This window comes from Microcoleus sp. PH2017_35_SFW_U_B, assembly GCF_020737865.1.
Taxonomy (GTDB): Bacteria; Cyanobacteriota; Cyanobacteriia; order Cyanobacteriales; family Microcoleaceae; genus Microcoleus.
This window is the reverse complement of record NZ_JAEQDE010000026.1, coordinates 1-19,369: the sequence shown is the minus strand read 5'-3', so window position 1 is coordinate 19,369 and position 19,369 is coordinate 1. Positions and strand designations below refer to the sequence as shown.

Below are 19,369 nucleotides of genomic sequence, written 5' to 3'. Positions count from 1 at the left end.
AGGGAGCATCCCAATGAATGCAAAAAAGCAATTTTTTTACAGTACTATCCCCGAAAAGCGAGTGTTGAATATATCGCTCTTCGGGGACAGCACTATAAAATCAAAACTGAGAGGCTCCCATCTATCTAAGCATAGCCAACGCTATAGAAAGCCGATTTTTTCAGTATTTATCAGCCCGCAACAGTACCTAGAGCAACCGCAGCCGACAGCTAAAACGTTGTTATGTTATACGATTTATAAAAAGTATTGGTACATAATTGTTGGGGATGAGTAAAACGAGGAGTTGTTTGCTTAACTCGCGATAGAGGTGCGTCGCTACTCTAAAAGTCGCTTTTCTTTACGGATTTTTAATAGCGACGCACCCTACAGCTACTGTTGCTTGTTTCTTCTTAATTCTTTCTTCTTCCTTCGGCTCTACAATCTTAGAGTCTGGTTAGAGAGGGACGAGATTGCAAGAAAAAGTGGCTGTCACCGCACGGTGCGACAGACAACCACTAGAATCAAAAACATTGTCAATCACTAATGACTAATGACTAATGACTAAACGGTGCGACAGACAACCACTAGAATCAAAAACATTGTCAATCACTAATGACTAATGACTAATGACTAATGACTAATTAAGATTTTTCCGGCAAACTCGCTTCCAACTTCAGACAGTTACGACCGTCTAATTGCAAAGTGTAGTCCACCCGATCCATAAGTCGGCTCATAATCAGCCAGCCATAGCCACTTTCTTGTTTAGCTTCCGGCCTCGGGGGACTGTAAGTATCCATTTCGTAACCTTTACCGTAATCCCAAATTTCTAAACCAATATCCCGATTTTTTAAATTCAAGCGAATTAAAACTGGCAGATTGGGTTGATCTTTGTGAGCATGGCGGATCACGTTAGAATAGGCTTCTGCTAACACCAAGCGCAAACGATTCGACTGACGCGGCCAATCGACGTGCTCTCCTAGCTCAACTTCCAAACTGCTCAGCAACCAATTTTCAACTATTGTTAAAAACCGCAAGTCGCTTGGCACATGAAGCTCAGTATTCATAAAAAAATCCCGTAAGTTTGAAAACCCTGTGTCTTCAGACCAGGTTTGACACTCGAGCGGGCTAAAGCCGCTGAGATTCTACTGACAGAATTAGACAAAGGGTGTGACCTAAATCTAATCTCGTTACGACCGTCAAGCGCCGTCTACTTAGTCACTCATCGTCAAGCGATAGTTACTAGCTAATGATTGTTGTTTCTAATGCTTTCAGAATCCATCACACTTGCCAAGACGCGGTACGCTCGACATCCTGCCATTATTAGCTCTTTTTGTGTTGCCTCTCACTCTTGCGTACTAAGTTGCAGGGATTTCTCCGATACTAGGATGTTTCAACACGTAGATGTTTTTGTTCTTACTCACAATCTAAATTGTATCATACTACGAAGAACACGGGGACTAAAGTCCTCCGCGTCGCTTTCCTAGGAAGGACTAAAGTCTCTGAGTTTCCCGCATCCCGTATTAGTTTTATGAAACATGACGCACCAAATTTATCTGGCGTTAATATTTGCCGCTACATAGAGGATACTCAATGGCGGGCGATCGATGCAATACAATTTTTTTGAAAGCCTCGATCGCAAAGCATCAGTTAAAAGTTAGGCATTTACCCCGCCCAAAAAACGGATACCGTGCCACTTACCACCGTCGTGGAGAGATCCAAATTTTAGAGGAAAGTTCAAGCTCCCGCGATTGAATGCGAGAGTCAAATCTCAAATCTCAAATCTCAAATCGACTGACGCGCTAGTTCTGTAACTTTTGCCGTTAGCGAAGCTTACAGAAGAGCATCGCCCGCGTTCTCTGTATTAATCTGTAGGCCCTCAACTGACGGCTGGAGTTTTTGAGACCCAAAGCCCCCGACTCTTCGTCGGCATGACTGACAGATTCAGAGAACCTCCAGAGAGAGTATGGTTTGGTCGTCTTCCTGAACGGGATTGTCAGCTCGGATGTAAGCCAACAAATTGTCCAAGTTGAAAGAACCAGGCTCTTGAATCAAAAGTTGCCAAAGCCCTTCTTGTTGTAGCATAGAACGGGTTTCTTCGCCCCCTGCGACCGCCTTAGTGGTCACGCTAGCTTCAGTAATCCCGTCACTTGTCAGCAGAAATACATCTCCTGACTTTAATTCGATCGCACCAGCTTTACCTTTCCAGACTGGCAATATCCCCAAGGGAATACCGCGAGCTTTGAGGAAATTCGGCTCTGCTGGCGTTGCACCGCTAGCTGCTTGAGCTTTCACCTCTGAGTTAGACCAAACGATCGGATAAATGTGACCAGCATTAGCAAAAGCCAGGTGTCCTGTTGACGGAGTGTAACGAGCTACAACCATTGTAATAAAATGGTTGTTGCCGATCAGATCGTCAGCCATACTGCTGTTCATATTCTGCATCACTCTCTCGGGTTCGGGAGAAACTTCTTGAGAAAGTTCGCGCCGCATCACCGAAATCGCGCTAGCCATAAATAGAGCAGCCGGAACGCCCTTACCGGAAACATCTCCCACAGCTATCCAAATATCCCCTTGAGAGTGGACGTAGACCTCAAAAAAGTCGCCGCCAACTTCCCGCGCGGGATAGCAACAAGCTTGCACCCTGACAGTTTCAAAATCCGGCCAACTTTGGCGCAACAAGTTTGTTTGGATTTGGCGGGCCACCTCCAACTCGTTTTGCATCTGATTGGCTAAATCCAGAGTGCGCTGATAGAGCTTAGCTTGAGACAGGGCGAGAGCAGCTTGAGCTGCTACACCTTCTATTAACTCTATCTCTTCTCCCGACCAAGGGTTAGTGCCACCTTGCTGACACAGGGCTAGTACCGCCAGCAAGTCTTGCTGATAAGTTAGGGGCACAGCAATCTCAACCGAGTTACCGTCAGCCCCACTGTTGGCGCTGACTTGAGTTTGGCGGCTGGCTACGGCTTGAACCAGCAAATTTTCATCAAAAGAAAAGCTGCTAGGTTCGGCGTTTTGGGCTTGGTAGGGAAAGGTACTGGGTAATAGTCGATCGACCTCTACCGGCCGCAGCATACAATAGTTGGCCTCAAAAGTTTGACCTACGGTTTGAACAATAGTTTGTACCATACTAGAGTAATCTAGCGACCCGCGAATCACGCCCATCACCTCATTAAACAGAGATTCCTTGCGTAAAGCGCGGCGCAGTGCAACGCTGCGCTGCTTGTAGTATTTGTAAGTTTCTGACGCTTGATTGATAACTGATTTGAGCTCTTCAGGATTCCACGGTTTGGTGATGTACTTGAAAACTTGACCTGCATTGATTGCTTCTACCAAGTCTTCAACATCGGTGTATCCCGTCAGCAGAATCCGAATCGTATCAGGAAAGCGATCGACTGTTTTCCCCAAGAACTCGGTACCATTCATTTCTGGCATCCGCTGGTCAGATATAATCACCGCCATCTCGCCCTGTTCGTCTAGAACGGACAGGGCGCTGAGGGCGCTATCTGCTTTGTAAACCTGAAAATCGCGTCGAAACGTCCGGTACAGCAAATCCAAGTTGTCGGGTTCGTCATCGACTACCATTAGTTTCAGTTTGCTTCCATCTCCCCGACTCATGCTATTCCCTACTCCTAGGCGAATTAATCAGGTCTAAAACTAGCTTGTCAAGTACCCTTGGCTGATTGGGCCGAGCCGAATCAGGATCAGGGGTTCGGGTTTCATAGGTCAGTGCCATGTTAGTGATACCACAAGGAAGTTCGGAACTTGCATCCGGTCGCGGCCTGACCAGAAAGAATTGGTTTAAAGCCCCAAGGTTGAGCGGGAGAAATTAAAATCAGACTATTCATTACTCCAATCCTCGGACTTCCTTCTTAGAGGTCGCCCTCAACTGTCAACTGTCAACTGTCAACTGTCAACTGAACAGACCTCGCCGCCTTTGAGAGCTCGTCCTTTATTCCCGTTACAGCCGAATCAAGTTAATTTTTCTGCCAGTCTGAGCTTAGCAGAACGAGAGCGGGGATTTCTAGCTAGTTCGTCGGATTGTGGCACGATCGGCTTTTTTGTCAGTACCTGCAAACACTCTGTTGCTCTCAACTGGTGCTTAACCGGCCTGTCTTCGAGACTGTGAAAAGTAATAATTCCAATTCTCCCACCGGGTTTTAACCATTTAGGCGCTTGGTTGAGGAAAGTGTCTAAAGACGCTAGTTCGGAGTTGACAGCTATCCTTAAAGCTTGGAAAGTGCGGGTGGCGGGATGGATTCTACCGTTGCGCTGCTTGGGTGGGAAGGTAGAGGCGATCGCACCTGCGAGCTCTGTAGTAGTTTCAAAAGGACGCGATTGCACAATCCGCCTCGCGATGCGCCGCGACAGTCGTTCCTCGCCGTACCTGTAAATAATATCTGCTAGTTTAACTTCTTCCCAGTGATTGATAATCTCTTCTGCGGTCAAAGATTGCTGCTGGTTCATACGCATATCTAGTTGAGCTGGATGGCGAAAACTAAAGCCTCGTTCCGGTGTATCGAACTGAGCAGAGCTAACGCCCAAGTCTGCTATAATACCATCAAATTTGGCATCAGGAGACTGATATTGGGCAAAATTGCCGTGCCAAAACTCGACGGGCGAGTTGGCAAATCGGGATTGGCAAAAACGGATGGCTTCTGTATCGCGATCGATCGCCACCACCGTCACATCAGGGGCCGCCGCCAAAATCAAACTCGTGTGTCCGCCGCCCCCAAGCGTCGCATCCAAATAGCGCCCGCCGGCACGCACAGCTAAACCCGCAATTAACTCACTTCCCAAAACAGGAACGTGATAGGTGTCAACACTGACATCCGATCCAGGGGTATCCTTTTCAGATAGCTCGATATCCTTCATAATCTATAAAAGTGAAACAAAAATCAACAATAGTCAGTTGTCAGTTGTCAGTTGTCAGTTGTCAGTTGTCAGTTGTCAGTTGTCAGTTGTCAGTTGTTCTCAGTTCCTAGTTAGAAAGTTTTTTTGCTAATGAGCAATGACCTGTTTGAGCAATTACCACTGACCAATGCCCAATGCCCAATGACCAATTACCAATGACCAATTACCTATTACCAATTACCTATTATTATGTCAAGAATTGAGACTAGAACTGAACCAATGGTGCTCAACATGGGCCCGCACCACCCATCCATGCACGGCGTACTCCGGTTAATTGTCACCCTGGACGGCGAAGACGTAGTGGACTGCGAGCCTGTTTTGGGCTATCTACACCGCGGCATGGAAAAAATTGCCGAAAACCGCACCAACGTGATGTACGTCCCCTACGTGAGCCGCTGGGACTACGCTGCGGGGATGTTTAACGAAGCGGTGACAGTCAATGCGCCGGAAAAGTTAGCGAATATAGCTGTCCCCAAACGGGCGAGTTACATTCGGGTAATCATGCTGGAGTTGAACCGGATTGCTAACCACTTGATGTGGGTGGGGCCGTTTTTGGCAGACGTGGGCGCGCAAACTCCCTTTTTCTACACTATGCGCGATCGCGAACCAATTCTCGACTTGTGGGAAGCAGCCACCGGCTACCGCATGGTAAACAACAACTACTTCCGCATCGGCGGAGTCGCAGCAGATTTACCCTACGGTTGGGTAGACAAATGCGAAGATTTCTGCGATTACTTCCTTCCCAAAATTGACGAATACGAACGTTTAATTACCAACAATCCGATCTTCCGCCGCCGGATTGAAGGACTGGGTACGATTTCCCGCGCCGAAGCGATTAACTGGGGACTATCCGGGCCGATGTTGCGGGGTTCCGGCGTGAATTGGGATTTGCGGAAAGTTGACCATTACGAATGTTACGACGACTTCGACTGGGAAGTTTGCACCGAAGCTGCGGGCGATTGTTTAGCCCGCTACTTAGTCCGAATTCGGGAAATGCGCGAGTCAGTTAAAATTCTCTATCAAGCTTTGAAAGCACTCCCCGGCGGCCCTTACGAAAACTTGGAAGCCAAGCGCTTAGAAAGCGGGCCAAAATCTGAGTGGAACAGTTTCGACTATCAGTTTATTGGCAAAAAAGTAGCGCCAACTTTCAAGATTCCTAAGGGCGAACATTACGTGCGTGTTGAAAGCGGCAAGGGTGAGTTGGGAATCTATATTATCGGCGATGACAGCGTGTTTCCTTGGCGCTGGAAGATTCGCGCTGCGGATTTCAATAATTTGCAGATTTTGCCCCACATCGTGCGCGGTGTAAAGATTGCGGACTTGGTGGCGATTCTGGGCAGTATCGATATTATCATGGGTTCTGTCGATCGCTAGATGAAAAAGGGCGATCGTATTTTTGGGCTATTTGCTAAAAAGTGCGATCTCCCTTTTTTTGAATCCTCGATCGGCTACTATAAACTATGGAATCTCAACAATAAAAATCATAGCTAAAAATTACTTGAGATCCGCACTGCGTGCAAATATACTCACTAATATCCTCATCTACTCTTAACCAGCGCAAGTTTGTGCTGTTGCAGTAGGGGCAATACTCAGTTACAGATAAACTTTCAGGGGGGATACACTGCCATTTTGGTAAATTAACAGCTACCTCTGACTCTAGGGAAGTTAATGTATTAACAGGTAAACTCCATACCCTATCTAGTAATTCATTGACTTTGAAACTTAATTCATTAACATTTTCAATCCACAAATAGCCGCAGCGGACAGCACGACAGATCGAAACGTTTCTCTCTTCTTCAATAAATATAGAGTTTCCCTTGGGATCGATCGCCTCGCATTTCCACAATGTTAATACTATAGGAACTTCTTGTGAGTAATTCACTATCAAAGCCGGGATATCGTTTAGTTGATGTTCTGTAAAACAAGCCACCCATATATCGCCGGCAATTCTCTTGCATCTTTCTAAAGAAACGCAATTTTTCAAGAAATTATCGAAGGCGATGATATCTTTGTCTACTTCATCGTGACCTAAGTAATTATTGCGTCTTTTTGTGTCTGCAAGATCGAAGATAACTAAATAAGCTGGTAATAATAACTCGCTGGATTTTTTGAACTCTTCTAAAAATGAATCTCTCGACATACAGAAGGATTATATTTAAAAGCTAAGGCTAGCTTATCACAGCGAGCGAAAATTGCCAATCTCAAATCTCAATTTTGCGATCGGCGTCAAAATGATATAATAAATTTTGAAAAATAGAGATGTTACAGAATGAATGCCAAATTTATGAACATCAAAATTTCTCTCTTTTCTCTTCCTCTGTGTCCTCTGCGCCCTCTGCGGTTAAAAAATCTTTATTTCCTCAATAAAATAACATCAACTATAAACTATGACAGTCCAGCAATTAGATATTAACGATAGCAACCCCGAACTCTGCGCTTTAATCAGCGAAAGAATTGCCGCCAGTCCCCAGCAGCGCATTACCTTTGCGGAATATATGGATTTGGCACTATATCACCCGCAGTATGGTTACTATAATGGCGATCGACCGAACATCGGCAAACAAGGCGATTTTATCACGTCGCCTCATTGGAGTGCAGATTTTGCTGAGGTTTTGGGCGAGCAATTTGTGGAAATGTGGCAAATTCTCGGCAAACCTCATCCTTTTACTATAGTAGAAATGGGTGCGGGGCGGGGAACCTTTGCCACACATTTACTGCAATACCTGCAACGACAACATCCCGATTTATTTAAAATATTAGAATACATTATTGTTGAGATTTCCCCTGTACAGCAAGCGGTGCAGCAGCAAAACTTAGCTGAATTTAAAATAGTCAAGTGGTGCAAGTGGGATGAAATAGCTAATAACTCGATTGTCGGATGCTTCTTTTCTAACGAGTTAGTAGATGCTTTTCCAGTCCATCAATTTATCATCGAACAAGGGCAACTTCGGGAAATTTACGTTACCGCAAACGAAGAAAAAAACGAACAATCTGGAAGCAAGTTTATTGAAGTAGTAGGCGAGCTTTCAAATCCTAAGATTGCCGAATATTTTGATTTAGTAGGAATTGATTTATCGGCAAGTGTCTATGGGGATGGTTATCGCAGTGAAGTTAATTTAGCAGCTTTAGAGTGGATAAAAACAGTTGCAGAAAAATTGCAGCGCGGTTATTTGTTGACAATTGATTACGGCCATCCGGCGCACCGCTATTACAATCCGAGACGCACAGAGGGAACGCTGCAATGTTATTACCGCCACCGCTATCACAGCAATCCTTATATTAATGTGGGGTGGCAGGATTTAACGGCCCATGCTGATTTTACGGCGCTGGAAAAACAAGGTGAATTGTGCGGTTTGGAGATGATGGGTTTTACTCAGCAGGCTTGGTTTTTGATGGTGTTGGGTGTGGGCGATAGAATTGCTTCTCTATCTGCAAATGATGCACAAGTATTGGATTTGGCAACATTTTTACGCAGGCGGGAAGCGCTGTATCAATTGATCGATCAGATGGGTTTGGGGGGGTTTGGGGTTTTGGTGCAGTGTAAGGGGCTGAGTGAGGAGGAGAAAGGGGAAAAGCTTAAAGGCTTGAGAGTGCCAGATTAGCTATGTAGATTAGTTTTCTAAGTTGATATTTGGACTTGATTAGGTTACAAAATTATTGATTCACAGTCTAACTAATACTGTTTTATAATTTTCGGAAAATCGACCTTGACAACCCCGGATCAACGTGAAAAAGCTTCTCCAAAGCCTCAGCTTGTTGCTGAGGAATGAGAATAGCTTACAATTTTTATTGTTCTTGTGGGATGGGCGTCCCGCCCGTCTAGAAAGGACGGGCGGGACGCCCATCCCACAAATATGTGTAAATTATTTAATTCACTATCCTGAGTGATTTCCAGTCGATCGCAAGGCCGTATTTCTGTGCGGAGTCGAGAGAAACGTCTGGAAGATTGAGCAGCAGTTTATCCCATGTACTGTGATTTTGTAAAGCCTCTACAACTACTCGCAGCGGCTCAGATAAAATGGTTTGAAAGTCTGCTTCTTCAGGAAACTGAATTTTAAATGCTAATTGCTCTTGAGGAGGTGTGAATTGAGCATTAACATTGTCGCGATTTCCTCTTGCATCAACGCGATACCAACCTACATCTGGCAAATAAACTGCATTGAAACCGTGCAAGGTGTAGGGCGCACCTTTGTCATCAAAGCTCAATCTTTGGTAGCAAAAACCTGCGGGAATGTTGTTGGCCCTCAGCAATGCTGCTAATAGGTGACTTTTGGCAAAACAATAACCTGTTTTGTGCTTTAGTACATCGGATGCTCGACAGGTGACGGGATTCATCTGATAGTCGTAGCTGTGGCGAATTTCGTCTCTAACCCACTCAAAACTAGATTGGGCGATCGCCTCTGATGTATGATGTTGTGATGCTATCTTGTTCGCGAGTGCTAAAATTGCGGGATGATCGCGATCTATAATGTCAGTCGCTGCTAAATAGGTTTTGATTTCTGGAATCATTTTTCTGATAGCCTTTCTGCCTGAGAACTGCTACAATCTTCTCATAAACCTGATGATTCTCCCAATCGAAGCAGCAAAAAGTTATGTTTTGAGGAGCGCCGTTTTTTGCATTTCTTCGTAGCAGATTTTGACTGCAATCTCACCTGCTAAATCCTTAGGATATTTGTAAATGCCGGTGCTAATGCAAGGAAATGCGATACTCTCGAACTTTTGCTCGATCGCGATTTCCATACATTTGCGGTAACATTGGGCTAAGAGTTCGGGTTCTCCGCAGTCGCCTCCTTGCCATACGGGGCCTACGGTGTGGATGATGAAGCGCGCAGGTAAGCGATATCCTTTTGTGAGTTTAGCATCCCCGGTTTTGCATCCTCGGAGCGATCGACATTCGTCAACAAGTTCCGGGCCTGCTGCTTTATGGATTGCGCCATCTACTCCACCACCTCCAAGCAAACTGGTATTTGCAGCATTGACGATCGCATCTACTTTCAGTTGTGTGATGTTGCCTAAAATAACTTGCATAAAAATAATTAAGCTTTAAAAGTCCATACCTATAATGATACAGAGAGAGTGGGTGCGATCGCAAAATGAACAATTTGGAATCGCATCAAATCCCAGATTCAGTACAAGCTAGATTCAAATCATCAATCAACCCCAATCGTTGCGCCCAGTCTGTTAAGTAACCCCGATCCAAATGCTCAGATTGGACTTTCAGAATTCCCAAAACATCATTCCATTGTTTTTGAGACTTAGATTGTTGCCGCCAGAGCAGTTTTGCCAACACAATATCTTCAGGAGAAGCAATCCAAAATTGTTCTACACCAGCTTCGTCAAGGGCTTCTAGTCGTCGCCTTGTCATTTTTGAGCGATCGAACTCAGTATCAGAATTCAGCACGAGATCGGCGTTTAATACGGAAGTCATGTGAGTGATACTCAACACCATGCCTCTGCCCTCTTGAATATCTTCTACCGAACCCGGAGGGCAGTAAAAACCAGCCGTTTCTAGTGCTTCAACTAATCGAAAAATATTATCCCGGAGTAATTCAATTACTAAATCTAAATCCCGTGTCGTTCTAGGATCGCCATAGACAGAAGCGGCAACGCCTCCTGTAATATAATAAGGAATAGATAATGTTTGAAAAATTGGGTGCAACAGTCGGGCGATGTGGCTGGGGTCTTGCGTCCACATAGAGGGTTCACTGGTGGGGGTTAAAATTGGCAGCCATTTGCTACGTAAGATCGATCGAGCAAATCGCTCTTTGTAAGTTGAGGGACAAGCTTTTTTCATGCCGCGCAAGCTAACAGTTTTTGCCCAACGATTTAATTTTACCCCCATTTGCCAGCGTTGGGAATTGGTGAGTTGTCGCAGTAGGTAGAAATCAATTGCATCAGCTTCAGGAGTTTTATCATCTGACTGGGGACGATATCCAGGTTTGATGGATATTTTCGGTATGGATTGAATCATTTTGCTTGTTGATTTCCCTAGTTCTATACATGATATCAGTTAACAAGTCTAACCACATAATTGCCGTATTCTTGATGATCAACTACTCATCAAGAATCATATTTTCAAACAAAATAGGTTCAATTCTCTTCAATACTTCCTTAACTAAATCTTCTGGACATTCACCGATCGAACTTGCTTGCCTTGCACGATAATCTTGCATAACGTAGTTGATCTGTCATAATTACACCTGTCACCGCTTCACCTTCTGGAATGGGAACATAAAACGGATTTTTTCGTTGTGTGGTGCTAATCGGACAGACAAACACAAACCCCATTTTTTGGTTAAATTTAGTTTGACTCACAACCAGTGCAGGTCGAGTACCCATTTGTTCGTGTCCTGCTTGAGGATCGAAATTGAGGCGAATCAAATAACCTCGTTCGGGGATGTAGTTTACCAAACTTCTTCTCCTTCTGGTTTCCCCCAAGAGATTTCTTCGCTGGGTTCTATTTCGCCTGCCAATAGTTCATCTAGGGTATATTTGGAAATTTTCTGATTTACAGGTTCTATGACCATTTTTCCATTTTCTATACTGCAAATTACCGAATCATCTGCTTTTAGATTTAACAATTTTACAATATAGTCTGGTATTGGCAAAGCTAAGGAATTACCCAAGTTGCTGAGGTGTATTTTTGCTGTCATACATTTGCGATTTTAATGCTCAGGTTTATCTATTATAACCGCTAGATAAGGTTGGGCGCGATCGGGCGCAGGGGTTCAGAAACCGGGTTTCTTCGTAAAATCTCGTGGGGAGGCGTCAATTGTCGCAGAAACCCGGTTTCTTGGATTTCGCGGGGGGACTCAGAAACGGGGTTTCTTCACAAACCTAGTCAACTATTAAAGTTGAAACAAGGGGAGGGTTTGTCCGGTAATTGCCTCATGGAAGCCTTGCTGAATCCCTTCGAGGACTGTTTCAATGGGGTCATCATCAGGATCGATGTCAGTATCTTCCGGTACTAAAACAATAATCCTAACGTGGCTGTGGTTTGCAAAAGCAAGGGGGCGATCGATACAAAGCATTCCTCGATCGTCAATTTTTCCAGTAGTTTCAATCGCTTTCATAATATCAGAAACTCGATACAGTTCACTCAGAGAATAAATCTTCTAAATCTCGGTAGCCGCTAACAACCCGCAGAACTTCAATTCCTGCTTCGATCGCACTGTAGAAAATTAGGTAATCATCGATCGGAAAACTCCGTACATTTTCCATTAACTCATCCCGATTGCGTCCCAGAAGGAGGAAACTTCGAGAGAGTTTGACACTTATTGTTAATTCTGTCCAGAAAGCTTTCTGCTGCATCAAAACCGCTGCGATCGGCAATATAGTCCATAATGTTTTCTATATCCCGACTTGCCGGAACTGTAAATCTACAAATCTGATTCATCTATCTGCTTGCGTGCGACGTTGTTGCAGCTTTAAGCGCAAACTCCGAAACATATCTTCAGCATTAATTACTTCACTTCGATCGGCCGCATCCATTCCCAGACGAATTTTTTGCTGGAGTTCTTTGAAGCGTCATTTATAAATATGCTCCCATTTATCTGACTGCAAGAGTTTGATGAAAGCTAAGACTTCTTGTTGCTGGTCTGGCGATAAGACCTTCACCTTTTCCAAAATGGCTTGTTCGACGGTCATAATTATCTGTTTCCTTTTGATTGCTATTTGTACAATCTAGTAACAACATTATATCAAACGGGTGGCTCAACAGCAATTCAGGGGTGAGTTCAATTGCGAATCGCTCAATTAAATCGCCAATAACTTCCAGGTAGCGTCGCAACTGCTACAGTATTTCCCAACAAATCGAAAAACTAAATGATTAAGAAAATAGTCAATTTGACTCATCTCATCTAGATTAATCTATTTTTATGCTATCGTCTGATTTTATTAAAGAGTAGCTCACCGACTTGTGCTACCGTCTAGGGGTTGCGATTGGCTTCCCTGGTGTCGCAGGCGATCGCGAGCCGGAAAAAATCCCATCCTCTTATCCCACATTCCCAATCCTCCATTATGATAGCTAAAAACTCTCCCACAATTGGACTGATTGAACCTCCAGCAACGGGACTCTATGATGCAGAAGGTAAAAATTGGACTTCTTTATACAGACATCGTTCCTTAATCAGCAAGCAAGTTTTGATTCCTGACTTGCAAGCAGGAGGATTTGATGCCCGATTGGTCAACCTCAGAGACGACAATTATAGTGAAGAATTTGGGGAGATTGTCTGGAAAGGGATGACCCTGCGGAAAACTTACGTTGGGGGCAAAATTGCTGCCCTAGATCCCCAGGCCTTCGATGCTTGGGGCATTACAGTGAATTTCTCCCAAGACCGTCAAGTCACTTGTATGGTGATTGAGCATCTGGCTAAGGGAGGTCGTCCCATTGTCGTTGGTGGGTCGGATGCTTTCGCTGAACCGCACCACTACTTGAAGGCCGGCGCAGCAGCAGTCGTTCAGGATAAATCTGGGGCAGCGAATTGGGCTATTTTTGACTATGTACTGGGAAAAACCCCACGAGAAGAACTCACGGGTGTCATTCTCGCAGATGGTAGACAGTATCCCAGGAAGGCTAAAGCCAAAAGTCCAGAGGAGTGGGCACTACCATCGGTGGAAGTGGCGCGGGAGTGTTTAGGGACACTGCCCAATGTCCAGGGAACTGTTCCAGTAGGTTCGTTGGTAGCTGACATTGGTTGCGATCGCACCTGCGATTTTTGCATGACACCTACCTACGGCACTGGCTTTCGGAGAATGTCTCCTGAAACATCCCTCAAATGGTTGGCGATTCAGAAAGAAGCGGGGGCTCGATCGATCAATATCGGTTCCGATCAATTCCTCGCCCGTGGACTCTTTCCTGAGGGGCGACAAGAGATCCTCGACATTACCAATGGTGCGCGGGAGATGGGAATAACTCTGATGTGGCCCAATGGTTTAGAACTGAGGAAAACAACTCTGGGAGCTGGGCGTAACTATGAAAGCAGCGACCTCAGACCTGACGAAGAACTGATTGAAGCACTGTTTGGCTGGGACGGCAAAGTCGGTTGTCCTTTGGCTTATATCCCTGCCGAACGTCCCGTTTTTGGACGAGAAGCTTACAAGAAGCTCCTTCCTTGGCAAGAGCATTGTACCTTGATGAAATCTGTGGTCAGAACTGGTGTACCTGTGATTGCTTATGGGATCATTATCGGGCTACCCGACGATGACCATGAGGACTTGTTACTTCTTGAGGAAGCCATCTCAGAATTGGTCGATGAACTGGTAGAGATTAACCCGCAATTGGAATTTCAGACTTCGTGCTACAGCATTATTCCCTTGCCCGGAACTCCGCAATCTTATGACTTACGGAAATCAGGAATGCTACAGTTTGAAGACCCCTGTCTTTGGGGGGTATGGACAACGACTTCCAATACTAAGCACCTTACCTACGAGCAGGTTTCCGATTGGCAAATTCGTCTATCTAAGATTCGGAGATCTCCGTCTGAATTTACCAACTATAACGGCGAATATTCAGCGATGGTTAGTGACGCTTCCTCCGACGACTCAAAGGTTGTGTTGGCGAATTTGAACTAAACACCGCTCGTGGGAGATTACATCGGCGAATTTGCGAGCGAGGATCAAGAAAATGAAGAGGAATCTGAGGTATAATCAATGCCTTTTTGACGCTTAGCAGAACGCTCGATTTCCCAATGTACAAGCGATCGCCCAAAACCCGGTTTCTCGGATTAGCGTGCGGGGTTCAGAAACCGGGTTTCTGTGACAATTCAAATTGCGGGCGATCGCAAATAACTTCCAGGTAGCGTCGCAACTGCCTTCAGGAAGGTTGCACAGCAAGATGACATCTGAATAAAGTTGATAGTTCATAATTCTTCTGATTCGGGCAATTGTTGCTCGTATTGGCCTAGAATTTCTCGAACTGTTTCGGCCGCGATGTCTGATAGATCTGATTTAGAATAGATAGTCACCAAAACGATGGAATCGCTAGTTTTGAGGTAATAAATAGCACGGTAGCCAGCGCTTTTGCCTTTTTGAATGTCGCTGTTTTTAATTCTGACTTTGAAAATTTCGTACTCCATTCCCGGAATGCGATCGCCCGGAAGTTCCCCCGCTTGAAGTTGTTCGATTACAGGCTGAATGTCTTTGCGAATGTTGCGATAGCGTTTGCCTAAAGTTCGCAAGTCTCTTTGAAATCGGGGGGTGAGTTCAATTGCGATCGGTTGTGGATCAATTGTCATCGATGCCATCCCACAGTTGAGACAAGGGAAGAGTTTGTCCGGTAATTGCCTCATGGAAGCCTTGCTGAATTCCTTCGAGGACAGTTTCAGTAGGGTCATCATCGGGATCGATGTCAGTATCTTGACGAATTTCTTGTTGCAGTTCTTTGAAGCGTCCTTTATAGATATCTTCCCATTTATCGGACTGCAAGAATTTGATGAAAGCTAAGACTTCTTGTTGTTGGTCTGGCGATAAGACCTTCACATTTTCCAAAATGGCTTGTTCAACGGTCATAATTATCTGTTTCCTTTTGATTGTTATTTTACAATCTAGTAACAACATTATATCAAACGGGTGGGTTGACAGCAATTCCAAGTTTCATAAAATACTACGAAGCTACTGCAAAATCTGTGTATTGCCGCATCCCAGGTTCGTGAAATGCTAACACAATATCTTCCTTGGGAACTCCTGCACGCACTAAATCCGTTGCAATCCCATCTTCTGTCCAGTCTTCCTCAATCCAGAATTTGCGATCGCGAATCCGAACGTAAACAGTCATCCCGGTAATACGTTCTCCCTTTTGCCAGCCCAGATTCATCCACATATAATGACCGTTTTGTTCGTCGGTAATTAAGAATGTTTCGATGTCTGGTTGAGGATGGCGATTAGACAATTCTACATACTGGGTTAAAATCCGTTTGATTAGCTTGGGATACTCGGTTAGTTTATCCATTGTACTATTTCCTCTACTTATTTGCGATCGACCAATTTATACCTCAACATATTTGCATAAAGTCCTAGCTTCAGGAATAGACGAACCAGATTGACGCAAATCTTCTAAATAAAAAACTATTGCTGCTTTAATTTGCTGTTCTACTTCCTCGATAGTTGCACCTATTGCTACGCATCCGGGTAAATCTGGAACAAAAGCAGAATAATTGCTTTCAGATTTCTGAATCGCAACTGCATAACGTATAATTTTGTTTTGACTATCTGCTTTTGCGTCTGCGAACACAATAAAACCGACAGGGGTTAATTCCCATCTGTCACGAGGCGAATTTGTTTCTACAAATCGTTGAACCAAGCCATCAGCAGCCAGTTGTTTTAAGACAACCATCATGTCAGGTTCTCGCGGTACATCTCGACGGGAAAGTGCATTCGCGAGTTCGTACCAACTCCACTTTCCTTGACCTTTAGCTACTAATTCCAGCAGCACTAATTCAAGGTGGGTTAACTGAGTTAGGTTTTTCATGAAAATTCCTCAATACCTCTTTTATCTCTTAGTCTGCGGAGGCAGACTTTGTTTATGTAGACGCGGTTTCAACCGCCGGGTGGCTGCGTCATAATTGATTTGCAACAGGAATTTTTAACTTGACAAGGGATTTTTGTAGAACACTGGGTTTAACGCTCAACCAAACTTGTTGGCGATCGTCTTTAGTGTAGCCAATGACAACAGCACCAACAGGCGAATCAATATCGGGATACATTTCTGGTGTCATCGAGCCGGTATCGAGAAAGTCTGAAATTTGAATAAGTCCTTTTACTTCTGCATCACCAAGATTGACAAACACTCCAAAAGATGAATGAAATTCAATCTTGCCGTATATGAGTTTTCCAAGTGGATACTTGGACTCGATCGAGTTCCAAAATTCTTGATTCATAGTCAACTATTGCTGTTTTAGGATTCTCGGAAACTGATTCAAAATGGGAAAAAGATTGTGCGGGATTGCTAGTTCAATACTTGGGTCACCCTGATAGAATGTTTCCAGTGGCTTAAATGTTATCTCGTAGGTTTGCTTGTCTATTATCACCTCCAATATTCCTTGCTGGTAATGATTGTTATATTCTTCAGCCAGACTTCTCGAATCGGGGGCTGCGAAGTAGCATTTGCCATTTTCGTAGGGTGGATTGTTTGGAAAGTCTGCTGGCTGGAAACCATCTCGCAATAATTTTTGCGCTAACCCTGGTTGGGGAGCCTTATAAATTGTGACTGTCTGAGTAGAATTATCTGATGTCATCTATCCTAGTAACAACATTATATCAAACGGGTGGGGCAACAGCAATTCGAGGGTGAGTTCAATTGCGAATCGCTCAATTAAATCGCAAATAACTTCCAGGTAGCGTCGCAACTGCTACAGTGTTTCCCAACAGGTCGAAAAACTCAACGCTATAACGTGTTTCTAGTCCTGCAACGTGATGCTGTTCAACAACTGTACCGATATCGCCGCCATAAAGTCCTTCTTCTGGAAGGTTGCACAGCAAGATGACATCTGAATAAAGTTTATAGTTCATATTGAAACTTCATTGTAAATCTTGTCACGGTTCCGATTGACCTTAAGTTGTGGTAATCTAGAATGATTGTAGCCGATCGTTTTAGTCATTTGAGGAGCCACCATGAAAACAATTGGGCTAATTGGGGGAATGAGTTGGGAATCTTCTATTGAGTATTACCGCATTATTAACGAGGTCACCAAGAGCAAGCTTGGGGGATTGCATTCTGCTAAAAGCGTGATGTACTCAGTTGACTTTGCAGAAATCGAGGCTTTGCAACATCAAAGTCGTTGGCAAGAAGCAGCAGGCTTGATGGTTGCAGCAGCACAAAGCATTGAACGGGCAGGAGCCGATTTTATCGTTCTCTGTACAAACACAATGCATAAACTTGCGGATGAGATTGAGGCAAATATTCAAGTTCCGTTTCTCCATATTGCGGATACGACGGCTAAGAAGATTCAGTCCAGTGGCCTTCAAAAGATCGGCTTGTTGGGTACTCGTTTTACGATGGAGGAAGATTTTTATCGAGGGCGACTGGTAGATAAACACGGGCTAGAGGTGCTCATTCCAAACGACGATGAACGAGAGGTGGTACATCGAGTCATTTATGAAGAACTGTGTCTTGGAATTATCAATCCAGAATCGAGGAAGCAATATATCGAGATTATGAATAGCTTAGTTGAATCCGGTGCAGAAGGCATTATTTTAGGCTGCACAGAGATTGAGTTACTAATTCATACTGGAGATGCTACGGTTGGATTGTTTCCGACAACGAGGATTCATGCAGAAGCAGCAGTAGAAAAAGCAACAACTGCGGTACTTATTTGCGATCGCAAATAACTTCCAGGTAGCGTCGCAACTGCTACAGTGTTTCCCAACAGATCGAAGAATTCAACGTTATTTTGGGGCTGTTGGTAGGGGGTGAGAAACCGGGTTTCTTCCTGAATCTGGGTGGGGATTCGGAGATTGTCGCAGAAACCCGGTTTCTGGGATTTTGGGGCGATTCGTGGGGAGTTAGAAACCGGGTTTCTTCCTGAATCTTGGTGGGGATTCCAAGACTGTTGCAGAAACCCGGTTTCTTGGAATTTGGCTATTCTTCAAAGGTTAAATGCTGGATTAATTTATCGCTAGTTAAGTCTTCTAAAAAGTAGCGATAAGCATCTGCTGACTGAAATTGCGATCGCACTTCATCTATTTTAGGTAAACTCCCCCGGCGCAAATCAATATATTCTTGATAGCTGGAAAATTCCCAATCTTCTGCTTTTTTAACTATATTAGCACATACTGGGTTTAAGTGAATATAGCGAGTGAGATGTAACAAATATTCTTCTCTATCTACATGAATCGCTTGAAACCTTCCCTGAAACAGCGAACCGACTTTTTGATAGCGTTTATTGATAGCCTTGACATAGGACAGAGTAAATGTCTGCATCAGTCTGGGAAAATGATCTGTTCTTAGATAAACTAATAAATGATAGTGGTTTGGCATCAAACAATACGCAATAATATCGACATCATTCGTAACCAGATGGTTTCTTAATTGGCGTAAAAAATAAATATAATTTTGTTGTTCAAAAAAGATGAGCTGACGGTTATTACCTCGGTTATAAATATGGTAGTAATTACCCGCTTGTAAGATAACTTCACGACGTGGCATATGGCATATCGGTGGGTAGGTGAGGGAACTGGTGGGGGGTTAGAAACCGGGTTTCTTCCTAAATCTCGGTGGTGATGCCAAGATTGTCGCAGAAACCCGGTTTCTTGGATTGTGCGCGGGGCTCAGAAACCGGGTTTCTTCCTAAATCTTGGTGGGGATGCCAAGATTGTCGCAGAAACCCGGTTTCTTGGATTGTGCGCGGGGTTCAGAAACCGGGTTTCTTCCTAAATCTTGGTGGGGATGCCGAGATTGTCGCAGAAACCCGGTTTCTTGGACTTTGGGGTGATTAGTGGGGGTTCAGAAACCGGGTTTCTTCCTAAATCTTGGTGGTTATTC

25 protein-coding genes are annotated in these 19,369 nt (G+C 44.4%); 4 read left to right on the top strand and 21 right to left on the bottom strand.

Going from position 1 to position 19,369, the window contains the following annotated elements; all coding sequences use genetic code 11:
• Positions 1–620: 620 nt before the first annotated feature.
• The 3 genes from JGK36_RS05425 to rsmH all read right to left on the bottom strand — a co-directional run bounded on the left by JGK36_RS05425 (position 621) and on the right by rsmH (position 4,851).
• Positions 621–1,043, bottom strand: a complete 423-nt coding sequence (locus JGK36_RS05425) for an anti-sigma regulatory factor (RefSeq protein ID WP_293150468.1) — start codon at positions 1,041–1,043, stop codon at positions 621–623.
• Positions 1,044–1,920: 877 nt separating this feature from the next.
• The gene (locus tag JGK36_RS05420) at positions 1,921–3,594 is read right to left on the bottom strand and encodes a SpoIIE family protein phosphatase (protein WP_293180644.1); all 1,674 of its coding nucleotides are present in this window, start codon (positions 3,592–3,594) and stop codon (positions 1,921–1,923) included.
• Positions 3,595–3,948: 354 nt separating this feature from the next.
• Positions 3,949–4,851, bottom strand: coding sequence for a 16S rRNA (cytosine(1402)-N(4))-methyltransferase RsmH (gene rsmH, locus JGK36_RS05415; RefSeq protein WP_293190700.1), 903 nt, complete (start codon positions 4,849–4,851; stop codon positions 3,949–3,951).
• Between the two features lie 228 nt (positions 4,852–5,079).
• Between rsmH and JGK36_RS05410 the strand changes: the two genes are divergently transcribed.
• Complete coding sequence (locus tag JGK36_RS05410) at positions 5,080–6,264, top strand: NAD(P)H-quinone oxidoreductase subunit H (protein ID WP_293122540.1); 1,185 nt, start codon at positions 5,080–5,082, stop codon at positions 6,262–6,264.
• A 94-nt stretch (positions 6,265–6,358) separates the two neighbouring features.
• On the opposite strand, the gene JGK36_RS05405 is transcribed toward JGK36_RS05410, so the two are convergent.
• Positions 6,359–7,030: a hypothetical protein gene (locus JGK36_RS05405; RefSeq protein WP_293180638.1), complete on the bottom strand. Its 672-nt coding sequence runs from the start codon at positions 7,028–7,030 to the stop codon at positions 6,359–6,361.
• A 247-nt stretch (positions 7,031–7,277) separates the two neighbouring features.
• Here JGK36_RS05405 and JGK36_RS05400 point away from each other — a divergent pair, with 247 nt between their 5' ends.
• Complete coding sequence (locus JGK36_RS05400) at positions 7,278–8,492, top strand: class I SAM-dependent methyltransferase (protein ID WP_293180635.1); 1,215 nt, start codon at positions 7,278–7,280, stop codon at positions 8,490–8,492.
• Between the two features lie 265 nt (positions 8,493–8,757).
• Here JGK36_RS05400 and JGK36_RS05395 read toward each other — a convergent pair whose 3' ends face one another.
• The 8 genes from JGK36_RS05395 to JGK36_RS05360 form a co-directional block, all read right to left on the bottom strand.
• The gene (locus tag JGK36_RS05395) at positions 8,758–9,399 is read right to left on the bottom strand and encodes a transglutaminase family protein (protein ID WP_293180632.1); all 642 of its coding nucleotides are present in this window, start codon (positions 9,397–9,399) and stop codon (positions 8,758–8,760) included.
• An 81-nt stretch (positions 9,400–9,480) separates the two neighbouring features.
• A complete protein-coding gene (locus JGK36_RS05390) occupies positions 9,481–9,918 on the bottom strand; it encodes an O-acetyl-ADP-ribose deacetylase (protein WP_293180629.1) in 438 nt (145 codons plus the stop codon).
• 85 nt (positions 9,919–10,003) lie between these two features.
• Entirely contained in the window at positions 10,004–10,861 is an 858-nt protein-coding gene (locus JGK36_RS05385; protein ID WP_293180626.1) for a hypothetical protein, read from the bottom strand.
• A gap of 161 nt (positions 10,862–11,022) precedes the next feature.
• Positions 11,023–11,301: a type II toxin-antitoxin system PemK/MazF family toxin gene (locus JGK36_RS05380; protein ID WP_293180623.1), complete on the bottom strand. Its 279-nt coding sequence runs from the start codon at positions 11,299–11,301 to the stop codon at positions 11,023–11,025.
• Positions 11,295–11,543: an AbrB/MazE/SpoVT family DNA-binding domain-containing protein gene (locus JGK36_RS05375; RefSeq protein WP_293180620.1), complete on the bottom strand. Its 249-nt coding sequence runs from the start codon at positions 11,541–11,543 to the stop codon at positions 11,295–11,297. Before JGK36_RS05375 ends, JGK36_RS05380 begins: the two co-directional genes overlap by 7 nt.
• A 195-nt stretch (positions 11,544–11,738) precedes the next feature.
• Positions 11,739–11,963, bottom strand: a complete 225-nt coding sequence (locus JGK36_RS05370) for a hypothetical protein (RefSeq protein WP_293180617.1) — start codon at positions 11,961–11,963, stop codon at positions 11,739–11,741.
• Between the two features lie 22 nt (positions 11,964–11,985).
• Entirely contained in the window at positions 11,986–12,168 is a 183-nt protein-coding gene (locus JGK36_RS05365; protein ID WP_293180794.1) for a type II toxin-antitoxin system RelE/ParE family toxin, read from the bottom strand.
• The gene (locus tag JGK36_RS05360) at positions 12,116–12,286 is read right to left on the bottom strand and encodes a type II toxin-antitoxin system RelE/ParE family toxin (protein ID WP_293180614.1); all 171 of its coding nucleotides are present in this window, start codon (positions 12,284–12,286) and stop codon (positions 12,116–12,118) included. Before JGK36_RS05360 ends, JGK36_RS05365 begins: the two co-directional genes overlap by 53 nt.
• A gap of 623 nt (positions 12,287–12,909) precedes the next feature.
• Between JGK36_RS05360 and JGK36_RS05355 the strand changes: the two genes are divergently transcribed.
• Positions 12,910–14,463 carry a radical SAM protein gene (locus JGK36_RS05355; protein WP_293196402.1) on the top strand — a complete coding sequence of 518 codons (1,554 nt, stop codon included), beginning with the start codon at positions 12,910–12,912 and terminating at the stop codon, positions 14,461–14,463.
• Positions 14,464–14,556: 93 nt separating this feature from the next.
• Here the strand turns inward: JGK36_RS05355 and JGK36_RS05350 are convergent, their stop codons facing one another.
• The 8 genes from JGK36_RS05350 to JGK36_RS05315 form a co-directional block, all read right to left on the bottom strand.
• Positions 14,557–14,754 carry a hypothetical protein gene (locus JGK36_RS05350; protein WP_293190688.1) on the bottom strand — a complete coding sequence of 66 codons (198 nt, stop codon included), beginning with the start codon at positions 14,752–14,754 and terminating at the stop codon, positions 14,557–14,559.
• A complete protein-coding gene (locus JGK36_RS05345) occupies positions 14,751–15,125 on the bottom strand; it encodes a type II toxin-antitoxin system RelE/ParE family toxin (protein ID WP_293190686.1) in 375 nt (124 codons plus the stop codon). The genes JGK36_RS05350 and JGK36_RS05345 overlap by 4 nt, the downstream gene beginning before the upstream one ends.
• Positions 15,115–15,399: a hypothetical protein gene (locus tag JGK36_RS05340; RefSeq protein ID WP_293196400.1), complete on the bottom strand. Its 285-nt coding sequence runs from the start codon at positions 15,397–15,399 to the stop codon at positions 15,115–15,117. Before JGK36_RS05340 ends, JGK36_RS05345 begins: the two co-directional genes overlap by 11 nt.
• Positions 15,400–15,493: 94 nt before the next feature.
• Entirely contained in the window at positions 15,494–15,838 is a 345-nt protein-coding gene (locus tag JGK36_RS05335) for a XisI protein (protein WP_293196398.1), read from the bottom strand.
• 36 nt (positions 15,839–15,874) lie between these two features.
• The gene (locus JGK36_RS33805; protein ID WP_366516533.1) at positions 15,875–16,357 is read right to left on the bottom strand and encodes a type II toxin-antitoxin system HicB family antitoxin; all 483 of its coding nucleotides are present in this window, start codon (positions 16,355–16,357) and stop codon (positions 15,875–15,877) included.
• Positions 16,358–16,445: 88 nt separating this feature from the next.
• Entirely contained in the window at positions 16,446–16,766 is a 321-nt protein-coding gene (locus JGK36_RS05325; protein WP_293196396.1) for an RNA-binding protein, read from the bottom strand.
• Between the two features lie 6 nt (positions 16,767–16,772).
• Complete coding sequence (locus JGK36_RS05320; protein ID WP_293196394.1) at positions 16,773–17,123, bottom strand: hypothetical protein; 351 nt, start codon at positions 17,121–17,123, stop codon at positions 16,773–16,775.
• Between the two features lie 73 nt (positions 17,124–17,196).
• Entirely contained in the window at positions 17,197–17,397 is a 201-nt protein-coding gene (locus tag JGK36_RS05315) for a DUF4926 domain-containing protein (RefSeq protein WP_293196392.1), read from the bottom strand.
• 102 nt (positions 17,398–17,499) lie between these two features.
• Here JGK36_RS05315 and JGK36_RS05310 point away from each other — a divergent pair, with 102 nt between their 5' ends.
• Complete coding sequence (locus tag JGK36_RS05310; RefSeq protein ID WP_293196390.1) at positions 17,500–18,216, top strand: aspartate/glutamate racemase family protein; 717 nt, start codon at positions 17,500–17,502, stop codon at positions 18,214–18,216.
• 250 nt (positions 18,217–18,466) lie between these two features.
• Here JGK36_RS05310 and JGK36_RS05305 read toward each other — a convergent pair whose 3' ends face one another.
• Entirely contained in the window at positions 18,467–19,033 is a 567-nt protein-coding gene (locus JGK36_RS05305; protein WP_293180597.1) for a transposase, read from the bottom strand.
• Between the last annotated feature and the right edge of the window lie 336 nt (positions 19,034–19,369).